The sequence below is a fragment of the Acinetobacter lwoffii genome (genome assembly GCF_024129735.1).
Taxonomy (GTDB): Bacteria; Pseudomonadota; Gammaproteobacteria; order Pseudomonadales; family Moraxellaceae; genus Acinetobacter; species Acinetobacter lwoffii_H.
The window spans coordinates 36657-55726 of sequence record NZ_JAMXXK010000005.1; the positions used below are offsets into that span (position 1 = coordinate 36657).

Sequence of the window (19070 nt, forward strand, 5' to 3'; positions counted from 1 at the left end):
TTACTTAATTGGCAAGTAAATTCACGAGAATCTGCTCATAGATTTCAGCCAATGGCTCTAAGTCTGCAATATCGACATGTTCATTGATCTGATGAATCGTGGCATTCAATACGCCAAGTTCCAGTACCTGTGCGCCGGTAGGGGCAATAAAGCGGCCATCTGAGGTACCGCCCGAAGTCGATAGTTCAGTTTCAGTCCCCGTCACATTCAGAATGGCGGTTTTAGCTGCATTTACTAGTTCACCAACTGGCGTCAGGAAAGGCAGGCCAGATAAAGTCCAAGAAATGTCATAATCCACACCATGACGATCCAGAATTTCTAAAGTACGTGCTTTAAGTTCTTCAGCGGTCACTTCAGTTGAATAACGCCAGTTGCACAATAGGTTCATGGTGCCGGGAACTACGTTAGTTGCGCCTGTACCCGAATTGATATTGGAAATCTGGAAGGTCGTCGCCGGGAAATATTCGTTGCCATGATCCCAGACTGTGTCGCACAGTTCAGCAATGGCTTTGGAAGCGGTATGAATCGGATTGACGGCCAGATGCGGATAAGCCACATGACCCTGTTTGCCTTTTACAGTCAGGTTGGCATTTATTGAACCACGACGGCCATTTTTGACAATATCACCCAATGTATTGGTACTAGACGGTTCACCGACCAGACACCAGGTGATTTTCTCATTACGCGCTTCCAGTGTTTCAATCACTTTCACCGTGCCATTAATCGACGGGCCTTCTTCATCTGAAGTGATCAGGTAGGCAATCGAGCCTTTATGGTCTGGATATTTTTCTACAAAACGTTCTGTGGCAACTACCATAGCTGCTAAAGCGGTCTTCATGTCGGCACTGCCACGACCATAAAGTTTGCCTTCACGGATTTCAGGTAAAAAAGGATCTGAGTTCCAGGCATCCAGATTACCGGTTGGCACGACATCGGTATGGCCAGCAAAACAGAAGACCGGACCTTCTGTGCCTTTGCGTGCCCAGATATTATCTACATCTTCAAAGCGCATGGATTCAATGTTGAAACCAATCTTCTTTAAACGTTCAGCCATGATGTTCTGGCAGTCATGATCAATCGGTGTGACAGAAGGCTGACGTAATAGTTGCAGGCTTAAATCGAGGGTAGCGGAAGAGCTCATACGGTATTCAACAGTCGATAATTTTTTCGGTTCTATAATAGGCGAATATAGACGTGAATGTGAACGACTGATATAAAAAAACCCTATCTGAGATAGGGTTCTGTGAGCGTTTAGGAAAAAACTAGTTTTGACGGATTTCGTCAGAGGTTTTTTCAGCAGTATTGGTTACCGCATCGCCAGCCTTAGACACATCTTTGCCCATGCCTTTTACGGTGTTACAGCCAGTCAATACAAAAGCCATCATTAATGAAGCAGCAAGAATTTTTTTCATCATCATCTCCGTATAATCAATAATAAAATTATTATGATGTGGGACTTAGAGTAGAAAATATACGCTCTAAAAAATATGTGGTTTTCATAGTGCTTCGGTTAATAAATGTAATGCTTTATAGGGGCTTATGCGATGGATGCTGGATCAGCACCGGATTGCGATACATATAAAAGTCATCACTATCGAGTTTTTTATAAAGTCCATCCGTCCACCAGATCGCAGCTGAACTGCTCGGCCGGGCTTGCGGATAAATCCATTCATGTCGTTGCAGACGATAGAAACCGTGCTGTGCAGCAGGAATATGCTGTCCCCATAAGCCCAGACGACGCTCGGTATTGATCCATGAGGGAATTGGCTGATCGGCATGATGTGTAGGCAAATACAGCTGTCCCTTGAGGACGCAAAACCGTCTTTGAATGGGATGCTGCAAAGCCTCATCAAACTGGAATTGTTTTTGTGTGAAATGTTTCATTTTTCTGATTAAAGTATCGGTGCGGTTTAGGCCATACCAATGCGGCAGGCTAAAATCTGCTTCGGCCAGATAATATTTCAATGCCACTTCCCAATGTTCAATCTGTCCTGTATCAGTATTTAATAACAGAAAATCTAGCTCCCCCAGGGTTTTGGCGCCTTCAATCTTTTGCAGACTATGAGCAAGCAGCTGATACGGATGATAGGCATCATCGAGTAACCAGAACCAGATCAGCATTTCAAAGCGCAGCCCTAAACGCGTACTTTTCAGTTGCTGCACAAATTCGATTAATTCTTCTGGATGCTGATCAAGAAACTCTAAACGTGGATGGTAACGGCTCAGATAGTGCTGCCAGGCCTGGCTTTCATGCAGTTCAAAGTGATGTATAAGCTCAAGTTCATCCGGAATGCCGGACAGGATATTCGGACTGCCGACAGCGAATGCCAGTTGACGCACCAGAGGATGTTGATAACGTTGCCATGCCTCTACAAGATTTTGGTTTAAACTGGAAAAGGGCATAGTACAACCTGTGAAAAGTGCAGAAATACAACGGACAGTATCGGAAAACGCTTTATACTACCTGAATTCTGCGGTTAGGGTTGATGTATGAAAGTGTTGTTTTGGCGAAGTCTGGTGGTGCTGTTTGTGATCCTGGGCTTTATCGGTGCAATCCTGCCGGGTATGCCAACAACGGTCTTTTTGATTCTGGCCGCCTGGGCCTCATCCAAAGGCTGGCCACAAATGGATGAGTGGTTATTGAATCATCCCAAATATGGTCCGACCTTAAGAGATTGGCGTGCCCACGGTACTGTACCGCGTAAGGCCAAATGGCTGGCCAGTATCATGATGCTGATCAGCGGGATCATCATGCTGTTTACTACTGCACCCTTGGCCGTAAAAGCCTTTACCAATATTACGATGCTGATCGTCGCGATCTGGTTATGGCGACGCCCTGAACCGAATCAGATCATTATTCAGCAAAATACAGTTGACCCAGAAAAGACAGATCTACCAACAGCGCCATCTGAAGATAATCAGTTAAACCCTATAAAGCCAAATAAAATAAAGTCTGAGAATAACAAGTCATGAATACCTTGCATCTGGATCAAGCCGATATCCTGATTGATCTTGCCCAACAAAAACTGTATCTGCCCCGTCTAAACAAGCAATATCTGATTTCCAGTGGCAAAAATGGCATTGGTGAAACTGAAAATAGTGGCAAGACTCCTCGTGGCTGGCACAAGATTGCTGAAAAGTTTGGTCAGAATGCTCCCTTAAATAGTGTATTTGTCGCACGTCAGGCGACGGGTGAAATTTATAATCCTCAATTGGCGGCAGAATTCCCGCAGCGGGACTGGATCCTGACGCGCATTTTATGGCTGAGTGGCCTTGAAGCGGGTTTTAATCAAGGCGAGGGCTGCGATACCTATCAGCGTTATATCTATATTCATGGCACCCCAGAAACCGAAAAGATGGGAGAGCCGCTGTCGCACGGCTGTATCCGTATGCGTAATCCGGAGGTCGCTGAATTATTTGACCTGATCAGTGAAGATGCACTGGTCTATATTTCAGAACAGGCATTAGATCTGGGCAGGCTGAATGTTTCGAAAAGCGAATAAAAGTTAGATTTTAAGATTATGTGAAAATGGTTTTGTTTTTATGGACTGAATCTGCTTGGTGGAGACAGCATAAAAGATTGATTAATCTGATCCAGATGGTATTTTTATCGCATGGAATGGGTTAAATGATTATTTGAAGCTTAGATTTACTGGCATTTTCTGAATAAAAATAAATGACAGTTGAAAGATTACATGAACACAACGTCGAGTATTTTAAAGCTTTGTATAATCCTTAATCAGAATTGCAATATGTCGTGTGGTTAGACTGAAACTTCGCAGGGTAAAACACAAAATTTCGCTTCAATTTTCATTTTGAAAATTAAAAAATTTCGGTAGAGACTTAAAAAATAAACAAAAAGTGTTGTTTTTTTTAACAAACAACCTATTTTTTAATCACTCACACCTAAAAAGTGGAAAACATTCCGAAAAGCGTTTGACAGGCTGTGCAGATTCTCTATAATGCACCCATCAAACGATGATAGACGTTTAGAAAGGGCGCTTAGCTCAGTTGGTAGAGCGTCTGCCTTACAAGCAGAATGTCGGCGGTTCGATCCCGTCAGCGCCCACCAAGCTCTTTCATGTTGAGACCTTATAGTTGCAGCGGTAGTTCAGTTGGTTAGAATACCGGCCTGTCACGCCGGGGGTCGCGGGTTCGAGCCCCGTCCGCTGCGCCACTTTAAGATCTTGATTTTCGTTTGCCACAATAGCGACATTGTATAAATGCAGCGGTAGTTCAGTTGGTTAGAATATCGGCCTGTCACGCCGAGGGTCGCGGGTTCGAGTCCCGTCCGCTGCGCCATTTATACGATAGACCTTTTGAGGGCGCTTAGCTCAGTTGGTAGAGCGTCTGCCTTACAAGCAGAATGTCGGCGGTTCGATCCCGTCAGCGCCCACCAGATTCTTTTGCGATGCAGCGGTAGTTCAGTTGGTTAGAATACCGGCCTGTCACGCCGGGGGTCGCGGGTTCGAGCCCCGTCCGCTGCGCCATTTCAAAAGAAATTAAATTGAGGTCCCTGAGCCTGAATTTAATAAACTAAAGATTGACACTCTTTATCAGGGCGCTTAGCTCAGTTGGTAGAGCGTCTGCCTTACAAGCAGAATGTCGGCGGTTCGATCCCGTCAGCGCCCACCAGATTCTTACGATGCAGCGGTAGTTCAGTTGGTTAGAATACCGGCCTGTCACGCCGGGGGTCGCGGGTTCGAGCCCCGTCCGCTGCGCCATCCTAAGATGAGAAGCTTGGATTTCTGAGATCTGAGTTTTCAAGATACCAAGACTACATTCCTTGTTGGTCTTGCGTCATTTAAAACAACACTGTTGTTTTCTCAGGGCGCTTAGCTCAGTTGGTAGAGCGTCTGCCTTACAAGCAGAATGTCGGCGGTTCGATCCCGTCAGCGCCCACCATATCTTCTTGCTTCAACTCTATTTATTCCTTAGAATCTAATTTTATTATAATAATATTAAGATTTCACGACCATGAGAAATCCCTATAAGCGCAAAGCCGCGACCAAATCCCAAAAAACTGCTTTCGATCCTCAACAGCTTTATAAGCAATATATTGAAGCCATTGTTTCCAATGCTGGCATTTTTGCACTCTACCAAGATGGCTGGGCCTTATGTGCCACACCGACTGGACAGCGCGCATTTGCCTGCTGGCAAAGTAAAGGTCTGGCTCGACTGCTGATTAAAGACAATTGGGCAAATTACGAGATTCAGGAAATTAGCCTCAAGGATTTTGTAGAGAAAGTCATTCCCTTTTTACGTCAGGAAAGTACCATTGTTTCGCTTGATCTGACCCCAGAAGGGCAGAATATTCTGGTAGCACCCGAAAAATTATTACTCGATATCAAAAATTATCTGTATCAGATTTATGTGCAAAAGCCGGAACTGTTTAAAAATCCGGATATGCCTTTGCCTAGGCAGATCCGGTTAAATTAATTATCTTGTTTTAAACAGTGTGTTTATTGGAACAACGAATATTCATTCAGTAGCCAGCCACTAATCAAAGCAAAGTATTCGCGTAACCACGAATTATAGCGAACATTCTGAGGTGTGCTGGCACTCAGGCTGATCACTTGCTGATAGCCCTGATGTCTGGCAATGGCACGGGCACGAGGGCTATGAAAATCGCTGGTGACAATCGCGATGGGCTTATTTCGATCAATATGCTGCTGTTTTAAGATTGCCTGAGAATATTGCAGGTTCTGTTGAGTACTTCTGCTTTGATCTTCTAAGCTAATGGGGTTATTGAGCTGCGGATAGTTCGTGTGGATATAACTTTGCATGACTTCAGCTTCGCTCTGTCTTTCCCAGAAATTTCGTCCACCGGTCATAATGATTAAAGTATTCGGATATCGTTCTGCATATTTTGCTGCGGTATCCAGACGATTTTTTAAGATGGGTGAGGGCTGGCCCTGATTAATACCACTACCTAATACTAAAATCGCTGCAGCAGGTCGTGCCGGAATATTTGGGTTGATTGATATCTGGATATAAGCGAAGAAAGCCGCGACACTGATGATCCAGAATAAAAATCCGCCCCAGAGACTGTTCCAGAACAAGGTTCTGAATCGGGAATTCTGTTTCCAGCGCTGAATAGATGAAAAAAACAAGGTATACAGGATGAGTGCCACCCCAATGAAGATCGACAGAGCAATAGCAAAATGCCTCTGACCTTGGCTCAGTAACCAGATGCTATTGATACATAGGATCAAGCCAAAGATCAGGCTGAGACTTCGTTTAAGTTGATTGAGCATCCAGGGTTCCTTTTTTCTTATTCATATTCATATTCTTATTATTGCTTTTGTATCTTCAATAAAAACCGGGCCATTGAGCCCGGTTTTTAGCATATCAGGTTATCTTAATATACATCACGACGATAACGGCCATCCAGACGTAATTGATCTAGCATTGTTTCACCGAGTATATCAGTCAAGGCCTGATCCACATCGCTGGCCATACCATTAATGCTACCGCAGACATAAATCACTGCACCTTGAGCAATCCAGGCTTTTAGCTCTTCAGCCTGTTTGCGCAGTTTATGGTGTACATAGACTTTTTCCTGCTGGTCGCGCGAGAATGCAAGATCGAGACGTTTCAGGGTTCCCATTTGCAGCCAGGCCTGAATGGTTTCTTCAAAGAAGAAGTCGTGTTCACGCTGACGTTCACCGAAAATCAGCCAGTTCTGGCTATAGTCCTGACGGTTACGCGCACTGAGCAGACTTAATAGTCCCGCAATACCGGTACCATTACCAATACAGATAATCGGGCGGTTGTCATCAATCAGGTGGAAAGAGTCATTGCTGCGAATACGTAGGGCAATTGGCGCATTCAGCGCCGCATGCTGGGTCAGCCAGCCTGAACCCAGACCGAGATTACCACTAGCATCGGTTTGCTGACGTACCACCAAGCGTAAAACTTGCTGGCTTGGAATACTGGCAATCGAGTATTCACGTGTTGCCAAAGCCGGTAATTGCGTGAGGAGCTGATCCAGAGAATCAAAAGGTTCAGCCTGAGTCAGATCACGATCCCAGAGTGCCTGTTCAATATTCTGTTGCATAGAAGGTACTTGTGTACCCGCTGTAATCTGGTGCTTTTGCATAAATGCATGAATACGTTCTGGGCTATTCCCTGGTTGAACCTCGGCAATATCACCTGCTTGCCAGACGGCTTCATGCTCAGGGGTCAGTTCGATATTGAAGGCAGGCGCACCCAGACTACCCGGATTGAGGACTTCACGTTTACTCAAACTCCAGTGATCAAAGGTCTTATCGATACTCATCGCTTGTAACTCAAGTCGAGTGACTTGTGCGAGTGCATTATTCCATTGCTGGATATGCTTGTTATTGGCATTGTCGACTTCAATCGTATTGAATAGCTGCTGGGCACCATTCTGTTTTAACCACTGATCGATACGGTGGCCAAAACTGCAATAACTGTCTGGATATTCCTGAGAACCTAAAGCCAATACCGCATAACTTAAATGGCTGAGATCAGCTTGAGCAGACAGGATTTTTTTCTCAAAAGAAGAAGCCAGATCTGGTGCTTCGCCCGTGCCATAGGTACTGGCAACAAATAATACCTGTTCGGTTTGCAGTAAATCGGCAAGCGTCAGTTGTTGTACCGGCTTCACTGTTACCGGTTGACGTGCTTCCTGCAGGGCAGTTGCTGTACGCCAAGCCAGTTGCTCAGAAACCCCTGTTTGTGAGGCATAGGCGATGAGCCACGGTTTTGCATTTTCATCCAGGTTTACTGCAGTCGCACCCTGACGTGCTGCCAGTGTTAAGCGTTTCTGTTTGCGACGTTTCAGATAAAGCATCCAGCCGGTCACGAAGAACAACGGCATCAACAAGGCTGCGACCATGGCAAAGAACTGGTAGATCGGGCCGAAGAAGCTGCCACGATGCACCGGTAACATGCTGCTCATGATCTTTTCATTGAGCTTTTTATCTTCATACAGCTCAACTTTGGTAAATTCAGCTGTCTGGTAATTATAAGTGGCACTGTTTCGTGCACGTTCATGCTGAACGATTGGATCGACAAAGCTCAGTTGCATTTCACCATCCGGTTTTTTCGGAAGGTTAAACGTTACAGTAGAATACTTATCTGAAAATTCAGTGTTAAAGCCAATCCAGCTCTGGTCCAATGCACGGACAGTAGCTTCAGGGCTGAGACCTTCGCGGCCTTCACGACCAGCACCGAGTTCGCCACCCTGACGGCCTTCACCTCGTGCTTCACCTTCAGCACGTGGGCCACGTTCGCCGCCTGGACGTCCTTCACCACGGTTATTGCCGGCATTGGCCTGCATTTCCGGTTGCGGGCGTTCCACACCCAGCACTTTAAACATGCCATTGCGCCACCAGTCATAAGACCAGTACAGACCGGTACAGGCCAGAATCAAGTAGAAAATTACCACCCAGGTTCCCACAACAGCATGCAGATCCCAGATAAAATTACGGCCTTTCAGTTGAGGTTTTACAAAAAACCATTGCTTGATCGAATGACGTTTCGGCCAGCGCAGGTACAGACCTGACAAGACAAAAAAGATCAGCATCAGGGTACAGGCACCGGTAATCTGCTTACCCACCGGACCCACCGTCAAATTACGATGCAGTTGCTGAACAAACTGGAAAAATTCCCGACCCTTAATCTCTGGCAAGACTTCCGCAGTATAGGGGTTGATCATGATGTTCTGACCACGCCGTGCGCCTTCTTTGGCAACATTCACAGTACTCGAAGCACTCGGATCTTGTGCCACGGTAATACTGTTGATCTTCATGTCAGGCGCAGTACGGTTAAAGTGCTGATACAGCTCGGCAGGCGTGAGTTTGTCACGTTGCTGGACCTGAACCGTATAACTGTCGCTATTCATCCATTTTAATATTTGTTGTTCATAGGAATAGATTGCGCCAGTGACCCCCATTATCGAGAGGATTAAACCTGCTGTAATCCCCAGAAACCAGTGGATTTGGAAAAATGTCTTTTTAAACATGGTCGTCAGATTAAGGGTGAGATCTATAGAAGTGGCAAAATTATAACTGAAGTTTGAGCCTGAATTATAGGTGTTGAGGATAATATTTATTCTCATTATCATTTATTGTTTTGAGATTAAAAAAAACCTCCATGCCGGGGCAGGAGGTTTTTCACTGAAGAAAGAACAGTTTAGATTTGTTTTGCTGCGCCGACTTCTGCTTCCAGATGCTTGCGAATCGTGGCGAAAGAGAAGTTTTTGCTGTCCAGACGTTTCGGCAGGATATACGCACCTTGCTGGCCTTTTACCTTGAAATTGACCAACATAAATTCTGGTGTGTTGTACCATTCATAGATGTCTTTCCAGCTAATCGCGCCAACACCTTCTTGCATGCCCATTTTCTGACGCATCACGATGCCATGTGGTTGTACGCCCAGGCGAACACCTTTGATTTCCTGTACCGGAAATTCATTCATCTTGCGTTTAACATACCATTCCAGACCAAAGGTACGGATCAGGTAATACAACACCACACAGACAATGGCCACCCAGCAGAACACGGTAGAATAGTTCTTCAGGAGCAGAATGCCCAGAATAGAAAGTGCAACAACAGCACCCATGATCAGCCATGCTTTCATACCAATTTTATTGGTACTACGCCAGATCACCAGCTGAGCATGACGCTGCTCGGCTTCTGAAATTTCATAGTTCACAGGCTGGAGGGTATAAGCGTATAAATTTTTCGCGGTCATAGTGAAATTAGCAGATTTTAAACTGTAAAAAGTTTAGCACTAATTGTACCAATTCAGTGAGTATATTGTTCCAAAATCAGCCAAATTATAATGAACCTAATTCAGTTGCCTGTTCATCACGCTCATGACTCAAACTTTGTTTCAGTTGACTCAACTGCTTTAAAATGCTGAACATTAAAGACAGCTGCTGCAAAATGATCAGGGATTTCTGATCTTGCTCCTGATCTTGAGCCAGGCGCTGTCGAATATGAGCAATCATATTTTGCGCACTTAAATCGGGCATTTCATCTCTTAGCAATGCACCACGAATGTTCTCAAGTGCTTTGTCTAGTAAATTCAGAATGTCCTGATCTTCAATTTTTTCCCGGTGTGCGCCCAGTGCGGCAATATAACTGATAAAAGTATGATTCAGACACAGGAACTCAAAGGCCAGCGATTTTTGTACCGGATCAATATCCGGTTCAGTGGCCAGTGTTGAAATCAGTGAAGCCACCTCTGCATCGGTATTGTGGGCCGTACGGCGCACAATCCGATATTTCAAGCCATTATTACGTCCCGATTTATACTGCTCGATCACTTCACTCAAATAATCCGCTTCTGCCTGCAAGCTGCGTTTGATACTGCGCGGCAAACGTCGGAATTTCCAATCTGGAAAAATAAAGCTGACACCGAACCAGGCAATGGCACAGCCAATCAAGGTGTCAATCATACGCGGGATGGCCGCAGCATAGCCCATACCGTCCAGATTGAAGTTGATCAAGGCTAAAATCGTGATAAAGGCGGTGGCCTGTGCATACTGTTTACTGCGCAATTCAAAGAACAGAATTCCGCTGAATACCAGAAGCAATAATTGTCCTTCGATGGAAGGCACAAAATACAAAATGGCATAACCTAGAATAATACCGACCAACGTACCGACAATACGCAGACGTAAACGGCGTTTGGTGGCGTTAAAGTTGGGCTGGCTGACAAAGAGTGCGGTCAATAAAATCCAGTAACCATATTCAATATTGCTGACCTGTACGAAGATATAGCTGATCAGCAGCACAATCGACAGGCGAATGGCATGCCGGAACAGCACCGACTCGGGTGTCAAATGCTGTTTAATCCGAATCTTGATGTCATCCCAGCCTTTCAGGTCATCATCTCTGAGCTGGTTTTCGATATGTTTGAAACGCTCGGACTTGATACTTTGCTCGGTTTCCAGATTGCGTAACTGGGCATCAATCGATTTCAGGTTTTGAAACAGCGCAAACAGGGCACTGATCCAGACCTGATCATAATGCTGCTCCTGACGTAACTTATCCAGAGACTGTCTCAGGTTGTCAAACGCATGCTTGAAGCGCTGGTTATGCACATAGGGTTTGCGCATCAGTAAACTTTCACTCAGGTCCTTACAGGCTTTGCCCTGAATTGACATGATGCGCTGGAAGCGGAACAGGATATCGCTATGCTGGAAAATCTTGGCCAGTTTCTGATAATCAATATGCGCTGAATCGGCACGTTCATGAATATCCTGCGCGACAAAATAATATTGCAGGCTGCGACGGGTATCTTTTTGCCCACGGTCGCCTTTCAGGCGAGTCAAAAGGGCAGTTTTCATTTCATTAAAAATCGCAATCAGTTTGCCATTTTCCAGCGAGAGTTCAATCATGCTTTGTTGATAGCTTTTCGGGGTCATGTCCACATCAAACAGATTGGACTTGGCATATAAAAAGTCACCGAGCGCAGAATAGGAAATGGCAAGCTTGTCTTGCGCCAACCGGGCAGGGAAGATCAGGAAACTGAGGGTCGACAGCAGACCGTACCACATCGCGCCGATGACCAATAAACCAGCCTGTTTATACCATTCATCAAACAGCTCTACCCCGAGCATGGAATAAACGGAAATCACCAGACAGCCGTAAGAAATCGTGGCATAGCGTCGCCCTAGTGAACCCAGCAAAATCAGGGCAATACAGGACACAATTAAGGCCAAGGCAAATAGCAGGGGATAAGGAAAGAGCAGATATACGCCCACTGCGGTAATAAAGAAGCCAATGTAGGTATACAGCAGATTTAAAATCCGCACCGAAAAGCGGTCATCAATATCACTTAAACCGGCTGCGACCACGCCTAAAGTCAGTGGAATTGTCATCAATTGTTGTCCCATAAAATAGGGAACAAAGGCGGTACCTGCAAATGCCGTCATCATGCGCAGGTTATACATCAAGGTCGTATTATAGGTGGTTTGCTTGAGACGAGTGAGCCAAGATTTCAAAGGTCGTCCTTTATACTGCAGTCTTAGAGCTGAATCTGAATAGGCTAATGAAAATAGTATATTTATAAATCTTCATTTCAGGCTAAATCATACTATGCAGTGTGTTAATTTGTCTGCATATTAGCGCTTTAAATCTTCATGCTTATGACATCAAATAAAATAGTACAACAACCTTATGCCATGTCCTGGATTGTGTTGCTGGCGACCTTAAGTGCACTCGGGCCTTTGTCCATTGATATGTATCTTTCGGCCTTACCGGCCATGGCAGCAGATTTTGGTGTCAGTACTCAAATGGTTTCCAATAGCCTGCCAGCTTATTTCTTCGGTCTGGCGATCGGACAACTGATTTATGGTCCGATCAGTGACCGGATTGGGCGTAAACCACCACTATATTTTGGGCTATGCTTATACATTGTGGCAAGTTTGCTGTGTGTCTTTGCGCAGGATGAATGGAGCCTGATCGCTGCACGGATTCTGCAAGCTCTCGGTGGCTGTGTCGGGGTGGTCATGGCACGCGCTGCAATTCGTGATCGTCTGGATATGCATTCAGCAGCTCAGGCCTTTGCCAGCATGATGATTGTGACCGCAATTGCGCCAATCATTGCTCCAAGCTTGGGGGCTTGGGTATTGATGTTTTATGAATGGAACGTGATCTTCTTGGTGTTGATGGGCTGCGGTCTGTTGAGTCTGGCCTGTGTACACTTTCTTTTTAAAGAAACCCTGGAGCCAGAACGCCGTCTCAAGCTGAACTTTCAACAGGTTATAAGTTTGTACCGGTGCATTTTTCAGGATCCAAGCTTTCGACGTCCGCTCTATGCCGGCTGTTTTTCCGGTGCGGTGATGTTCTGTTATATCAGCGCTTCTTCGGCCATTCTGATGGATCGTTATCAACTGACCGAGCAGCAGTTTGCGTATGCCTTTGGTGCGAATGCCTTCGGGATCATGCTGTTTTCGACCTTGAATAAACGTCTGGCTGGGCGTTTCTCGATATTGCAGCGTCTGAAAATTGGCACCTGTCTGCAGTTTGCCGGTGTATTAGGGTTAATCTTGCTCGGCTGTCTGGATGTCGATTCTGTGCTCTGGGTGTTGTTAGGCATGTTTATTGTGGTGGCAGCCCTTGGGTTTACTGGTCCGAATGCCATGGCTTTAGCAATGGCTAAACAGGGCGAGCGGGCAGGAACTGCAAGTGCCATTATGGGCAGTATGCAATTTGTCTGTGGTTTATTGGGCGGTGTATTACTGAATTTTCTGATCTGGCATGCTTTACTGAATATGGCATTGATCATGCTGGTTTTTGTCGGTATTTCTGCTTGGGCGATTTTTAAAATCAACATGCCCAGCCTAAAAAATGCATAGATGCTGGCTGCCTCTCAGATAATAAAAATACTGGTCTGGACAGAGGGCTAAGCAAGTTGGCTTAGCCCTGCTTGCATCACTCATCGATAAACACGGCAAATTCTTCTACGGGAACGCGCGGGGTAATAAAGCTGTTAATAATTTGCTCTGGGTCGGCATAACCCAGTGCTATACCGCAGACCAGCTCTTCATCATCGGGTGCGCCGACCAGATCAAGCACGATCGGGTGAAAGTGATTCCAGGCTGCCTGCGGGCAGGTATCCAGACCACGGGCTTTTGCGGCCAGCATGACATTCTGGATCATCATAGAAACATCCATTTTGGAACCGATCGCCAAAGAACGATGTACGGTAAAGAACAGGCCGACAGGTGCATCAAATAATTCAAAATTACGCAGTTGCTGACGCGCCATTTTTTCCTTTTCACCTTTTTGAATATTCAGCAAGCCATATAAACCCCAGCCATTTTCACGACGACGTTCAATAAATGGCGAGATCCATTGTTCAGGATAATAGGCAAAAGTTTCCTGATACTGCTGTGACAATTCTGGATTTGCATAGATTTGCATTTGTGCCTGACAGACACGTTGCACGAGTTCATCGCGCTTTTTGCCTGTTACCACATATATCCTCCAGGGTTGGGTATTGGTTCCTGAGGGTGCGCGGCTGGCCACCGTCAAAATCTCTTTTAAGATATCTGTACTAACGGGGGTATTTAAAAAAGCACGCACTGAATGGCGAGAGGTGATGGTGTGATCTATAGCATGAACAAGATTTTGATCCATTATGGGGTCCAGTCGAATATCCTTATTGAGTTTGCAATGACTATAAACTAAACAAACAGAAGGGAGGATAGGAAAATTTCATTGTTTACCGGATGATAAAAATGATTTATCCAAAAAATGGCCAAAGAGTACTTATTTGGCCTTCTAAAATACGAGTTTAGTCCTCTAAATGATCAGAATAAATATTGTTATGAAAATTGTCTTTAAGTGAAAAAAATAGCTTAAATCCCAAGTGCTTGAACCATTCAACAATAACAATTTCACACAGAGAACTGGTTTATTTTGACTGAAAATCAAGATAATTTAATTTCAAGATGCCTGTTTTATTACGTGTTGAGTAAAAGATTAATATTTTTTTTGAATTAAAATATAGATTAATCTTCATATAAAAATAAGAATTTATAATTATTTTTTATAGGTAAATTAACTATTGCTAATAAAAAGAAATAAAACTTGATACAAAGAAACAGCATAATGTACGACTTTTCATCTTAATTCATGCATTTTGTGATTAAGATCTGTTTTAAATAACGCGATTCCAGATGGCTTGAATGAAGTCTTTAGGTTGAAAGCACTCATCAAGCACTGAATGTTTTTTTGAGCTTAAAACACAGTTTTTTTACCAGCATGCGCGTCTGTTGGAAAATTGTCTGCAATTTTCCAACAGACTGAGTATCTGAATAGAAAAGGTGTTGCTTTTATAAATCTCTCATTTGTTGAATATGATCGTGATGATGATATTCATAAGTTTAAAAGAGATGATAAATCGGTTTGTTTTTCTAATGGTGATAGATCAAATCAGGATATTTCCAGATGAAGATCTAATGAGCGAGCTAGAGATCTAGCGCACTTCATCACTTTTAGAACAATAAAAAATTCAAAATCATCTTGGGCAAAAAATTATGGATTTTACTTTTAACGCATTTTATACCTTGATTGCCGCAGTCATTGTTCTGTTACTCGGCCGATTCCTGGTTAATAAAATCGATTTTTTAAGACGTTACAATATTCCTGAGCCGGTTGCGGGCGGTTTGGTTGCGGCGATCATCTCATTGCTGGTGCATTCATTGTGGGGATATAGCATCACCACCAGTGCAGAATTACAAACCAGCTTTATGCTGATTTTCTTTGCTTCGATTGGTCTGAGTGCCAACTTTTCCAAGTTGCGTGAAGGCGGGATCGGTCTGGTTATTTTCCTGTTTGCTGTTTCGGCTTTCATTATTTTGCAAAATGCGGTCGGCATGAGTCTGGCAACATTATTGGGTATTGACCCGTTGATTGGCTTGATTGCAGGCTCAGTTACCTTAACCGGTGGTCATGGTACTGCGGGGGCATGGGGGGAAATTTTTGAAGTTGAACATGGTATTCAAGGTGCGCTGGCACTAGGTATGGCCAGTGCGACTTTTGGATTGATTATCGGCGGTATTATTGGCGGACCTTTGGCCAAGTTGCTGATCAACCGTTATAACCTGGCTACTGCACGTACCGATCAGCAGATCGAAACGCGTGACAATACGCCAATGGACAGTACCACCAGCGAATATGTACCGTTTGAATATCCGCATCAGGTGCGTTTAATTACCGCTGATAATGCAATCACGACCTTGGGCCTGTTTGCAGGCTGTTTGGCTTTTGCAGAGTTTATGACGGGTTTCAGTAAAGGTACTGCATTTGAACTGCCAACATTCGTGTGGGCATTGGCGGGTGGTGTCATCCTGCGTAATGTACTGGAAGGTATTTTCAAAGTTCAGATTTTCGATCGTGCGATTGATGTGTTCGGTAATGCTTCATTGTCGCTGTACTTGGCGATGGCATTGTTGTCATTGAAATTATGGCAATTGGCTGACCTTGCAGGACCACTGATGGTGATTCTGGGTGCGCAAACTATCACCATGGCTTTGTATGCCGGTTTTGTAACTTTCCGCCTGATGGGCAAGAACTATGATGCTGCGGTACTTGCAGCAGGTCATTGTGGTTTTGGTATGGGTGCAACGCCAACAGCGGTTGCCAATATGCAGGCGATTACCAATATGTATGGTGCGTCGCATAAGGCCTTCCTGATTGTTCCATTATGTGGTGCGTTCTTCGTTGACTTAATCAATGCTACTGTTATTCAGATGATTTTGAAGTTTTTTGCATAATTTTTATGCCTGATACGATGAGTCATAGGCTCATAAGGATGTGACATGAATGATCAGTTAAATGAAACCTTACTCGGCTGGATTAATGCCCTGAATGGCCCTTTATGGGATTTTCTGGTGGTGTTTCTGGTCGCAGTCGGTATTTTCTACACGATCATGACGGGTGCAGTACAAATTCGTTTGTTCTGGCACAGCATGAAAGTCATGAAAAATAGCCGTGGCAAGGTTCAGGATACGCACGGCATTACCCCGTTTCAGGCCTTTGTCACTGGACTGGCAAGCCGGGTCGGTGTGGGCAATGTCGCGGGTGTCGCCATTGCGATTGCGATTGGTGGCCCCGGTGCCGTGTTCTGGATGTGGTTTACTGCCTTTTTGGGCATGAGTTCTGCTTTTGTTGAATCCTCTTTGGCACAGTTGTTTAAGGTGCGAGATAACAAAAACCAGCAATTCCGTGGTGGTCCAGCTTATTACATTACTCAAGGCCTGAAACAGAAATGGCTCGGGATTGTCTTTGCGATTGCATTGATCACGACTTATGGTTTTGTCTTCAATGCAGTTCAGGCCAATGCCATTACCGGAGCAACCTCTCATGCCTGGGGCTGGGATCAGGCGAACCTGATTCTGCCATTAGGCGGCCTGAATCTGGAAATTTCCTGGGTCGGATTGTTTCTGGTCTTGATGACTGCGGTGATCATTTTTGGCGGGATTAAACGGATTGCGAAAGTTGCGGAAAGCTTTGTGCCGTTTATGGCTGTGCTTTATCTGGCTGTGGCTTTGTATATTGCGGTCATCAATTACGATCTGCTCCCATCCATCTTCCAGCTCATTTTCAGTAAAGCCTTTGAATTTGAAGCTGCTGCTGGTGGTTTCTTTGGTGCCATGGTATCTATGGCCATGATGATGGGCATCAAGCGTGGTCTGTTCTCTAACGAGGCAGGGATGGGGTCGGCACCGAACGCCGCTGCAGCCTCGGATGTCAAACATCCAGTCAACCAGGGTCTGGTACAGATGCTCGGGGTATTTGTAGATACCTTTGTGGTGTGTTCATGTACCGCGATTATTATTCTGGTCTCAGGACTGTATGAAAATGCAGGCTTTGAAGGCGTGACCTTGACCCAGATGGCGCTTGAAAGCCAGATTGGTGCTTGGGGCGATGACTTCCTGGCTTTGATTCTGTTCCTGTTTGCCTATTCTTCGATTATTGGTAACTATGCCTATGCCGAAGGAAACGTCCAGTTCATCAATAACAATAGCCGGGTGATGTTGATTTTCCGCTTATTTGTATTGGTCATGGTGTATTTCGGTTCTATCGCCAGTGTGCCGTTGATCTGGAATATGGCAGATCTGTTCATGGGTGTCATGGCAAGTATCAACTTGATTGCGATCCTGTTGCTGATGCCATTCCTGCTGATGCTACTCAAAGACTATACCGGTCAGCTGAAGCGTGGTGTGAAAGAACCTGAATTTAAACTGGATAACCATCCTAAATTTAAAGATAAGGTTAAATCAGATATCTGGTAAGACTTGAAGCAAAAAGCCCCGATCATTCGGGGCTTTTTTTGTGCCAAAGTTTTCTTTAGAAGAAATTTAAATAACTTTGATAAAGCACGAAGCCCAAAATCAGGCTGAACCAGACTGGTAGTTTTGAGCGTAGCAGGGCAATCATCACCGCGACAAAGACCAGGTCGGAGCCATAACTAAAATAACGTTGTGAAAGATCCAGCAATAAATACAGCAATAGCCCCACCACCGCAGCATTGATGCCCATCACCGCCTGATGAATATGGCGCTGCTGCATCAACCATGACCAGTAGGGCAAGGTGGCAAAAATCAGGAAAAATGAAGGTAAAAAGATTGCGCAGGTCGCTAGTACTGCATTCAGCCAGACATAGGGCGTCCAAGGCAGCAAAGCACCAATATAACTGGCAAAACTGAATAAAGGCCCCGGCATAAGCTGGGAAAATGCATAGCCAAGATCAAAAGATTGTGCACTCACTAAACCAGTCGTGACAAAGTCCTGATGTAACAAAGGCAGAATCACATGACCGCCACCAAACACCAGCGAGCCAGTCTGATAAAAATTGGAAAAAAATTGCAGCTCCGATTCACCCCATAATTTTCCAGCTAAGGGGAGCAGAACAAACGGCAAGATAAATGCCAGTAACCAATAGGGTGCAGCGGCAGATCGAATATACGGCGAGCTGATTGCCGTTTTGTTAATTTCTTTAGGTTTTGAATCTGATGGGGAAAAATATCCAGCCAAGAGTCCACAGATTGCGCCCAGCATAATCACAAGAATCTGATTAAAACTCACTGAAACGACTATCAGTAATGCGACAGAGAGGATTAAGACAGCATATTGCCAAGCTGATTTACAGAAGCTTCTCAGCATTTGCCAGAATGCCCAGGCGATGACAGAAAATACAATTAACTGGATGGTATGAAAGCTGTTTGAGTTTAAAATATGGAAATAGCTTTGACCCAAGAGCGCCACCAAGGTCATCAGAATCATTGAGGGCAGGGTAAAACCCAACCATGCGATCACGGCACCAGTATAGCCCCGTTGCAGATAACCGATCGACAGCCCCACCTGACTGCTGCTCGGCCCGGGTAAAAGTTGCGCCAAAGCGACCAGTTGACTGTACTGGGTGTCATTCAACCATTGCAGTTGGGTCACAAATTTTCGGTGAAAAAACACCAGATGCGCCGCTGGACCACCAAATGAAATGCAGCCCAGTTGCAGGAAAATCAGGAAAATCCGATACAGTGAGATTGAAGACATACAGTTATGGGGAAAAATGAAGAT

The 19070-nt window shown here is 44.9% G+C and carries 14 protein-coding genes, 8 tRNA genes and 1 pseudogene; 14 read left to right on the top strand and 9 right to left on the bottom strand.

Annotated elements, in window-relative coordinates:
• Positions 1-4: 4 nt before the first annotated feature.
• From dapE to NI469_RS02620, 3 genes are all read right to left on the bottom strand, one after another.
• On the bottom strand, positions 5-1141 hold the full coding sequence (gene dapE / locus NI469_RS02610; RefSeq protein WP_044111491.1) for a succinyl-diaminopimelate desuccinylase: 1137 nt from the start codon (positions 1139-1141) through the stop codon (positions 5-7).
• Between the two features lie 121 nt (positions 1142-1262).
• On the bottom strand, positions 1263-1415 hold the full coding sequence (locus NI469_RS02615) for an entericidin A/B family lipoprotein (protein ID WP_004280704.1): 153 nt from the start codon (positions 1413-1415) through the stop codon (positions 1263-1265).
• 112 nt (positions 1416-1527) lie between these two features.
• The gene (locus tag NI469_RS02620; protein WP_044111493.1) at positions 1528-2403 is read right to left on the bottom strand and encodes a DUF1853 family protein; all 876 of its coding nucleotides are present in this window, start codon (positions 2401-2403) and stop codon (positions 1528-1530) included.
• A gap of 87 nt (positions 2404-2490) precedes the next feature.
• On the opposite strand from NI469_RS02620, the pseudogene NI469_RS02625 reads away from it, so the two are divergent.
• The 11 genes and pseudogenes from NI469_RS02625 to NI469_RS02675 all read left to right on the top strand — a co-directional run.
• A pseudogene (locus tag NI469_RS02625) lies at positions 2491-2844 on the top strand (YbaN family protein); the annotation flags it as partial.
• A 125-nt stretch (positions 2845-2969) separates the two neighbouring features.
• Positions 2970-3503, top strand: a complete 534-nt coding sequence (gene elsL / locus NI469_RS02630; protein WP_004731981.1) for a cell wall-recycling L,D-carboxypeptidase ElsL — start codon at positions 2970-2972, stop codon at positions 3501-3503.
• A 493-nt stretch (positions 3504-3996) separates the two neighbouring features.
• Positions 3997-4072: transfer RNA gene (locus NI469_RS02635), tRNA-Val, on the top strand.
• A gap of 28 nt (positions 4073-4100) precedes the next feature.
• Positions 4101-4177: transfer RNA gene (locus NI469_RS02640), tRNA-Asp, on the top strand.
• Between the two features lie 48 nt (positions 4178-4225).
• Positions 4226-4302: transfer RNA gene (locus tag NI469_RS02645), tRNA-Asp, on the top strand.
• Between the two features lie 21 nt (positions 4303-4323).
• A tRNA-Val gene (locus tag NI469_RS02650) sits at positions 4324-4399 on the top strand.
• A gap of 14 nt (positions 4400-4413) precedes the next feature.
• A tRNA-Asp gene (locus NI469_RS02655) sits at positions 4414-4490 on the top strand.
• A gap of 69 nt (positions 4491-4559) precedes the next feature.
• Positions 4560-4635 (top strand) — tRNA-Val (locus NI469_RS02660).
• Positions 4636-4647: 12 nt separating this feature from the next.
• Positions 4648-4724: transfer RNA gene (locus NI469_RS02665), tRNA-Asp, on the top strand.
• Between the two features lie 105 nt (positions 4725-4829).
• A tRNA-Val gene (locus NI469_RS02670) sits at positions 4830-4905 on the top strand.
• A gap of 72 nt (positions 4906-4977) precedes the next feature.
• A complete protein-coding gene (locus tag NI469_RS02675) occupies positions 4978-5439 on the top strand; it encodes a DUF2750 domain-containing protein (protein ID WP_195725681.1) in 462 nt (153 codons plus the stop codon).
• Positions 5440-5462: 23 nt separating this feature from the next.
• On the opposite strand, the gene NI469_RS02680 is transcribed toward NI469_RS02675, so the two are convergent.
• The 4 genes from NI469_RS02680 to yccS form a co-directional block, all read right to left on the bottom strand.
• Positions 5463-6257, bottom strand: a complete 795-nt coding sequence (locus NI469_RS02680) for a YdcF family protein (RefSeq protein ID WP_253174377.1) — start codon at positions 6255-6257, stop codon at positions 5463-5465.
• 104 nt (positions 6258-6361) lie between these two features.
• Positions 6362-8992, bottom strand: a complete 2631-nt coding sequence (locus NI469_RS02685; RefSeq protein WP_253174378.1) for a PepSY domain-containing protein — start codon at positions 8990-8992, stop codon at positions 6362-6364.
• Between the two features lie 170 nt (positions 8993-9162).
• Positions 9163-9723, bottom strand: a complete 561-nt coding sequence (locus NI469_RS02690) for a YcxB family protein (RefSeq protein ID WP_004280696.1) — start codon at positions 9721-9723, stop codon at positions 9163-9165.
• An 85-nt stretch (positions 9724-9808) separates the two neighbouring features.
• Positions 9809-11983, bottom strand: a complete 2175-nt coding sequence (gene yccS / locus NI469_RS02695) for a YccS family putative transporter (protein ID WP_253174379.1) — start codon at positions 11981-11983, stop codon at positions 9809-9811.
• Positions 11984-12121: 138 nt separating this feature from the next.
• Here yccS and NI469_RS02700 point away from each other — a divergent pair, with 138 nt between their 5' ends.
• Positions 12122-13339: a multidrug effflux MFS transporter gene (locus NI469_RS02700; RefSeq protein WP_253174380.1), complete on the top strand. Its 1218-nt coding sequence runs from the start codon at positions 12122-12124 to the stop codon at positions 13337-13339.
• A 76-nt stretch (positions 13340-13415) separates the two neighbouring features.
• Here NI469_RS02700 and NI469_RS02705 read toward each other — a convergent pair whose 3' ends face one another.
• Positions 13416-14123 (bottom strand): nitroreductase, encoded by a 708-nt coding sequence (locus NI469_RS02705; protein WP_253174381.1) that lies wholly within the window; start codon positions 14121-14123, stop codon positions 13416-13418.
• Positions 14124-15025: 902 nt separating this feature from the next.
• On the opposite strand from NI469_RS02705, the gene gltS reads away from it, so the two are divergent.
• Entirely contained in the window at positions 15026-16264 is a 1239-nt protein-coding gene (gene gltS, locus NI469_RS02710; protein WP_253174382.1) for a sodium/glutamate symporter, read from the top strand.
• A gap of 45 nt (positions 16265-16309) precedes the next feature.
• A complete protein-coding gene (locus tag NI469_RS02715) occupies positions 16310-17785 on the top strand; it encodes an alanine/glycine:cation symporter family protein (protein WP_004731963.1) in 1476 nt (491 codons plus the stop codon).
• A gap of 55 nt (positions 17786-17840) precedes the next feature.
• Here the strand turns inward: NI469_RS02715 and chrA are convergent, their stop codons facing one another.
• Complete coding sequence (gene chrA / locus NI469_RS02720; RefSeq protein ID WP_253174383.1) at positions 17841-19046, bottom strand: chromate efflux transporter; 1206 nt, start codon at positions 19044-19046, stop codon at positions 17841-17843.
• Between the last annotated feature and the right edge of the window lie 24 nt (positions 19047-19070).

What these genes read in the sequence shown, in the direction of transcription:
- dapE (WP_044111491.1), bottom strand. Translation starts at nt 1,141, where the DNA reads ATGAGCTCTTCCGCTACCCTCGATTTAAGCCTGCAACTATTACGTCAG.
- NI469_RS02615 (WP_004280704.1), bottom strand. Translation starts at nt 1,415, where the DNA reads ATGATGAAAAAAATTCTTGCTGCTTCATTAATGATGGCTTTTGTATTG.
- NI469_RS02620 (WP_044111493.1), bottom strand. Translation starts at nt 2,403, where the DNA reads ATGCCCTTTTCCAGTTTAAACCAAAATCTTGTAGAGGCATGGCAACGT.
- elsL (WP_004731981.1), top strand. Translation starts at nt 2,970, where the DNA reads ATGAATACCTTGCATCTGGATCAAGCCGATATCCTGATTGATCTTGCC.
- NI469_RS02675 (WP_195725681.1), top strand. Translation starts at nt 4,978, where the DNA reads ATGAGAAATCCCTATAAGCGCAAAGCCGCGACCAAATCCCAAAAAACT.
- NI469_RS02680 (WP_253174377.1), bottom strand. Translation starts at nt 6,257, where the DNA reads ATGCTCAATCAACTTAAACGAAGTCTCAGCCTGATCTTTGGCTTGATC.
- NI469_RS02685 (WP_253174378.1), bottom strand. Translation starts at nt 8,992, where the DNA reads ATGTTTAAAAAGACATTTTTCCAAATCCACTGGTTTCTGGGGATTACA.
- NI469_RS02690 (WP_004280696.1), bottom strand. Translation starts at nt 9,723, where the DNA reads ATGACCGCGAAAAATTTATACGCTTATACCCTCCAGCCTGTGAACTAT.
- NI469_RS02700 (WP_253174380.1), top strand. Translation starts at nt 12,122, where the DNA reads ATGCTTATGACATCAAATAAAATAGTACAACAACCTTATGCCATGTCC.
- NI469_RS02705 (WP_253174381.1), bottom strand. Translation starts at nt 14,123, where the DNA reads ATGGATCAAAATCTTGTTCATGCTATAGATCACACCATCACCTCTCGC.
- gltS (WP_253174382.1), top strand. Translation starts at nt 15,026, where the DNA reads ATGGATTTTACTTTTAACGCATTTTATACCTTGATTGCCGCAGTCATT.
- NI469_RS02715 (WP_004731963.1), top strand. Translation starts at nt 16,310, where the DNA reads ATGAATGATCAGTTAAATGAAACCTTACTCGGCTGGATTAATGCCCTG.
- chrA (WP_253174383.1), bottom strand. Translation starts at nt 19,046, where the DNA reads ATGTCTTCAATCTCACTGTATCGGATTTTCCTGATTTTCCTGCAACTG.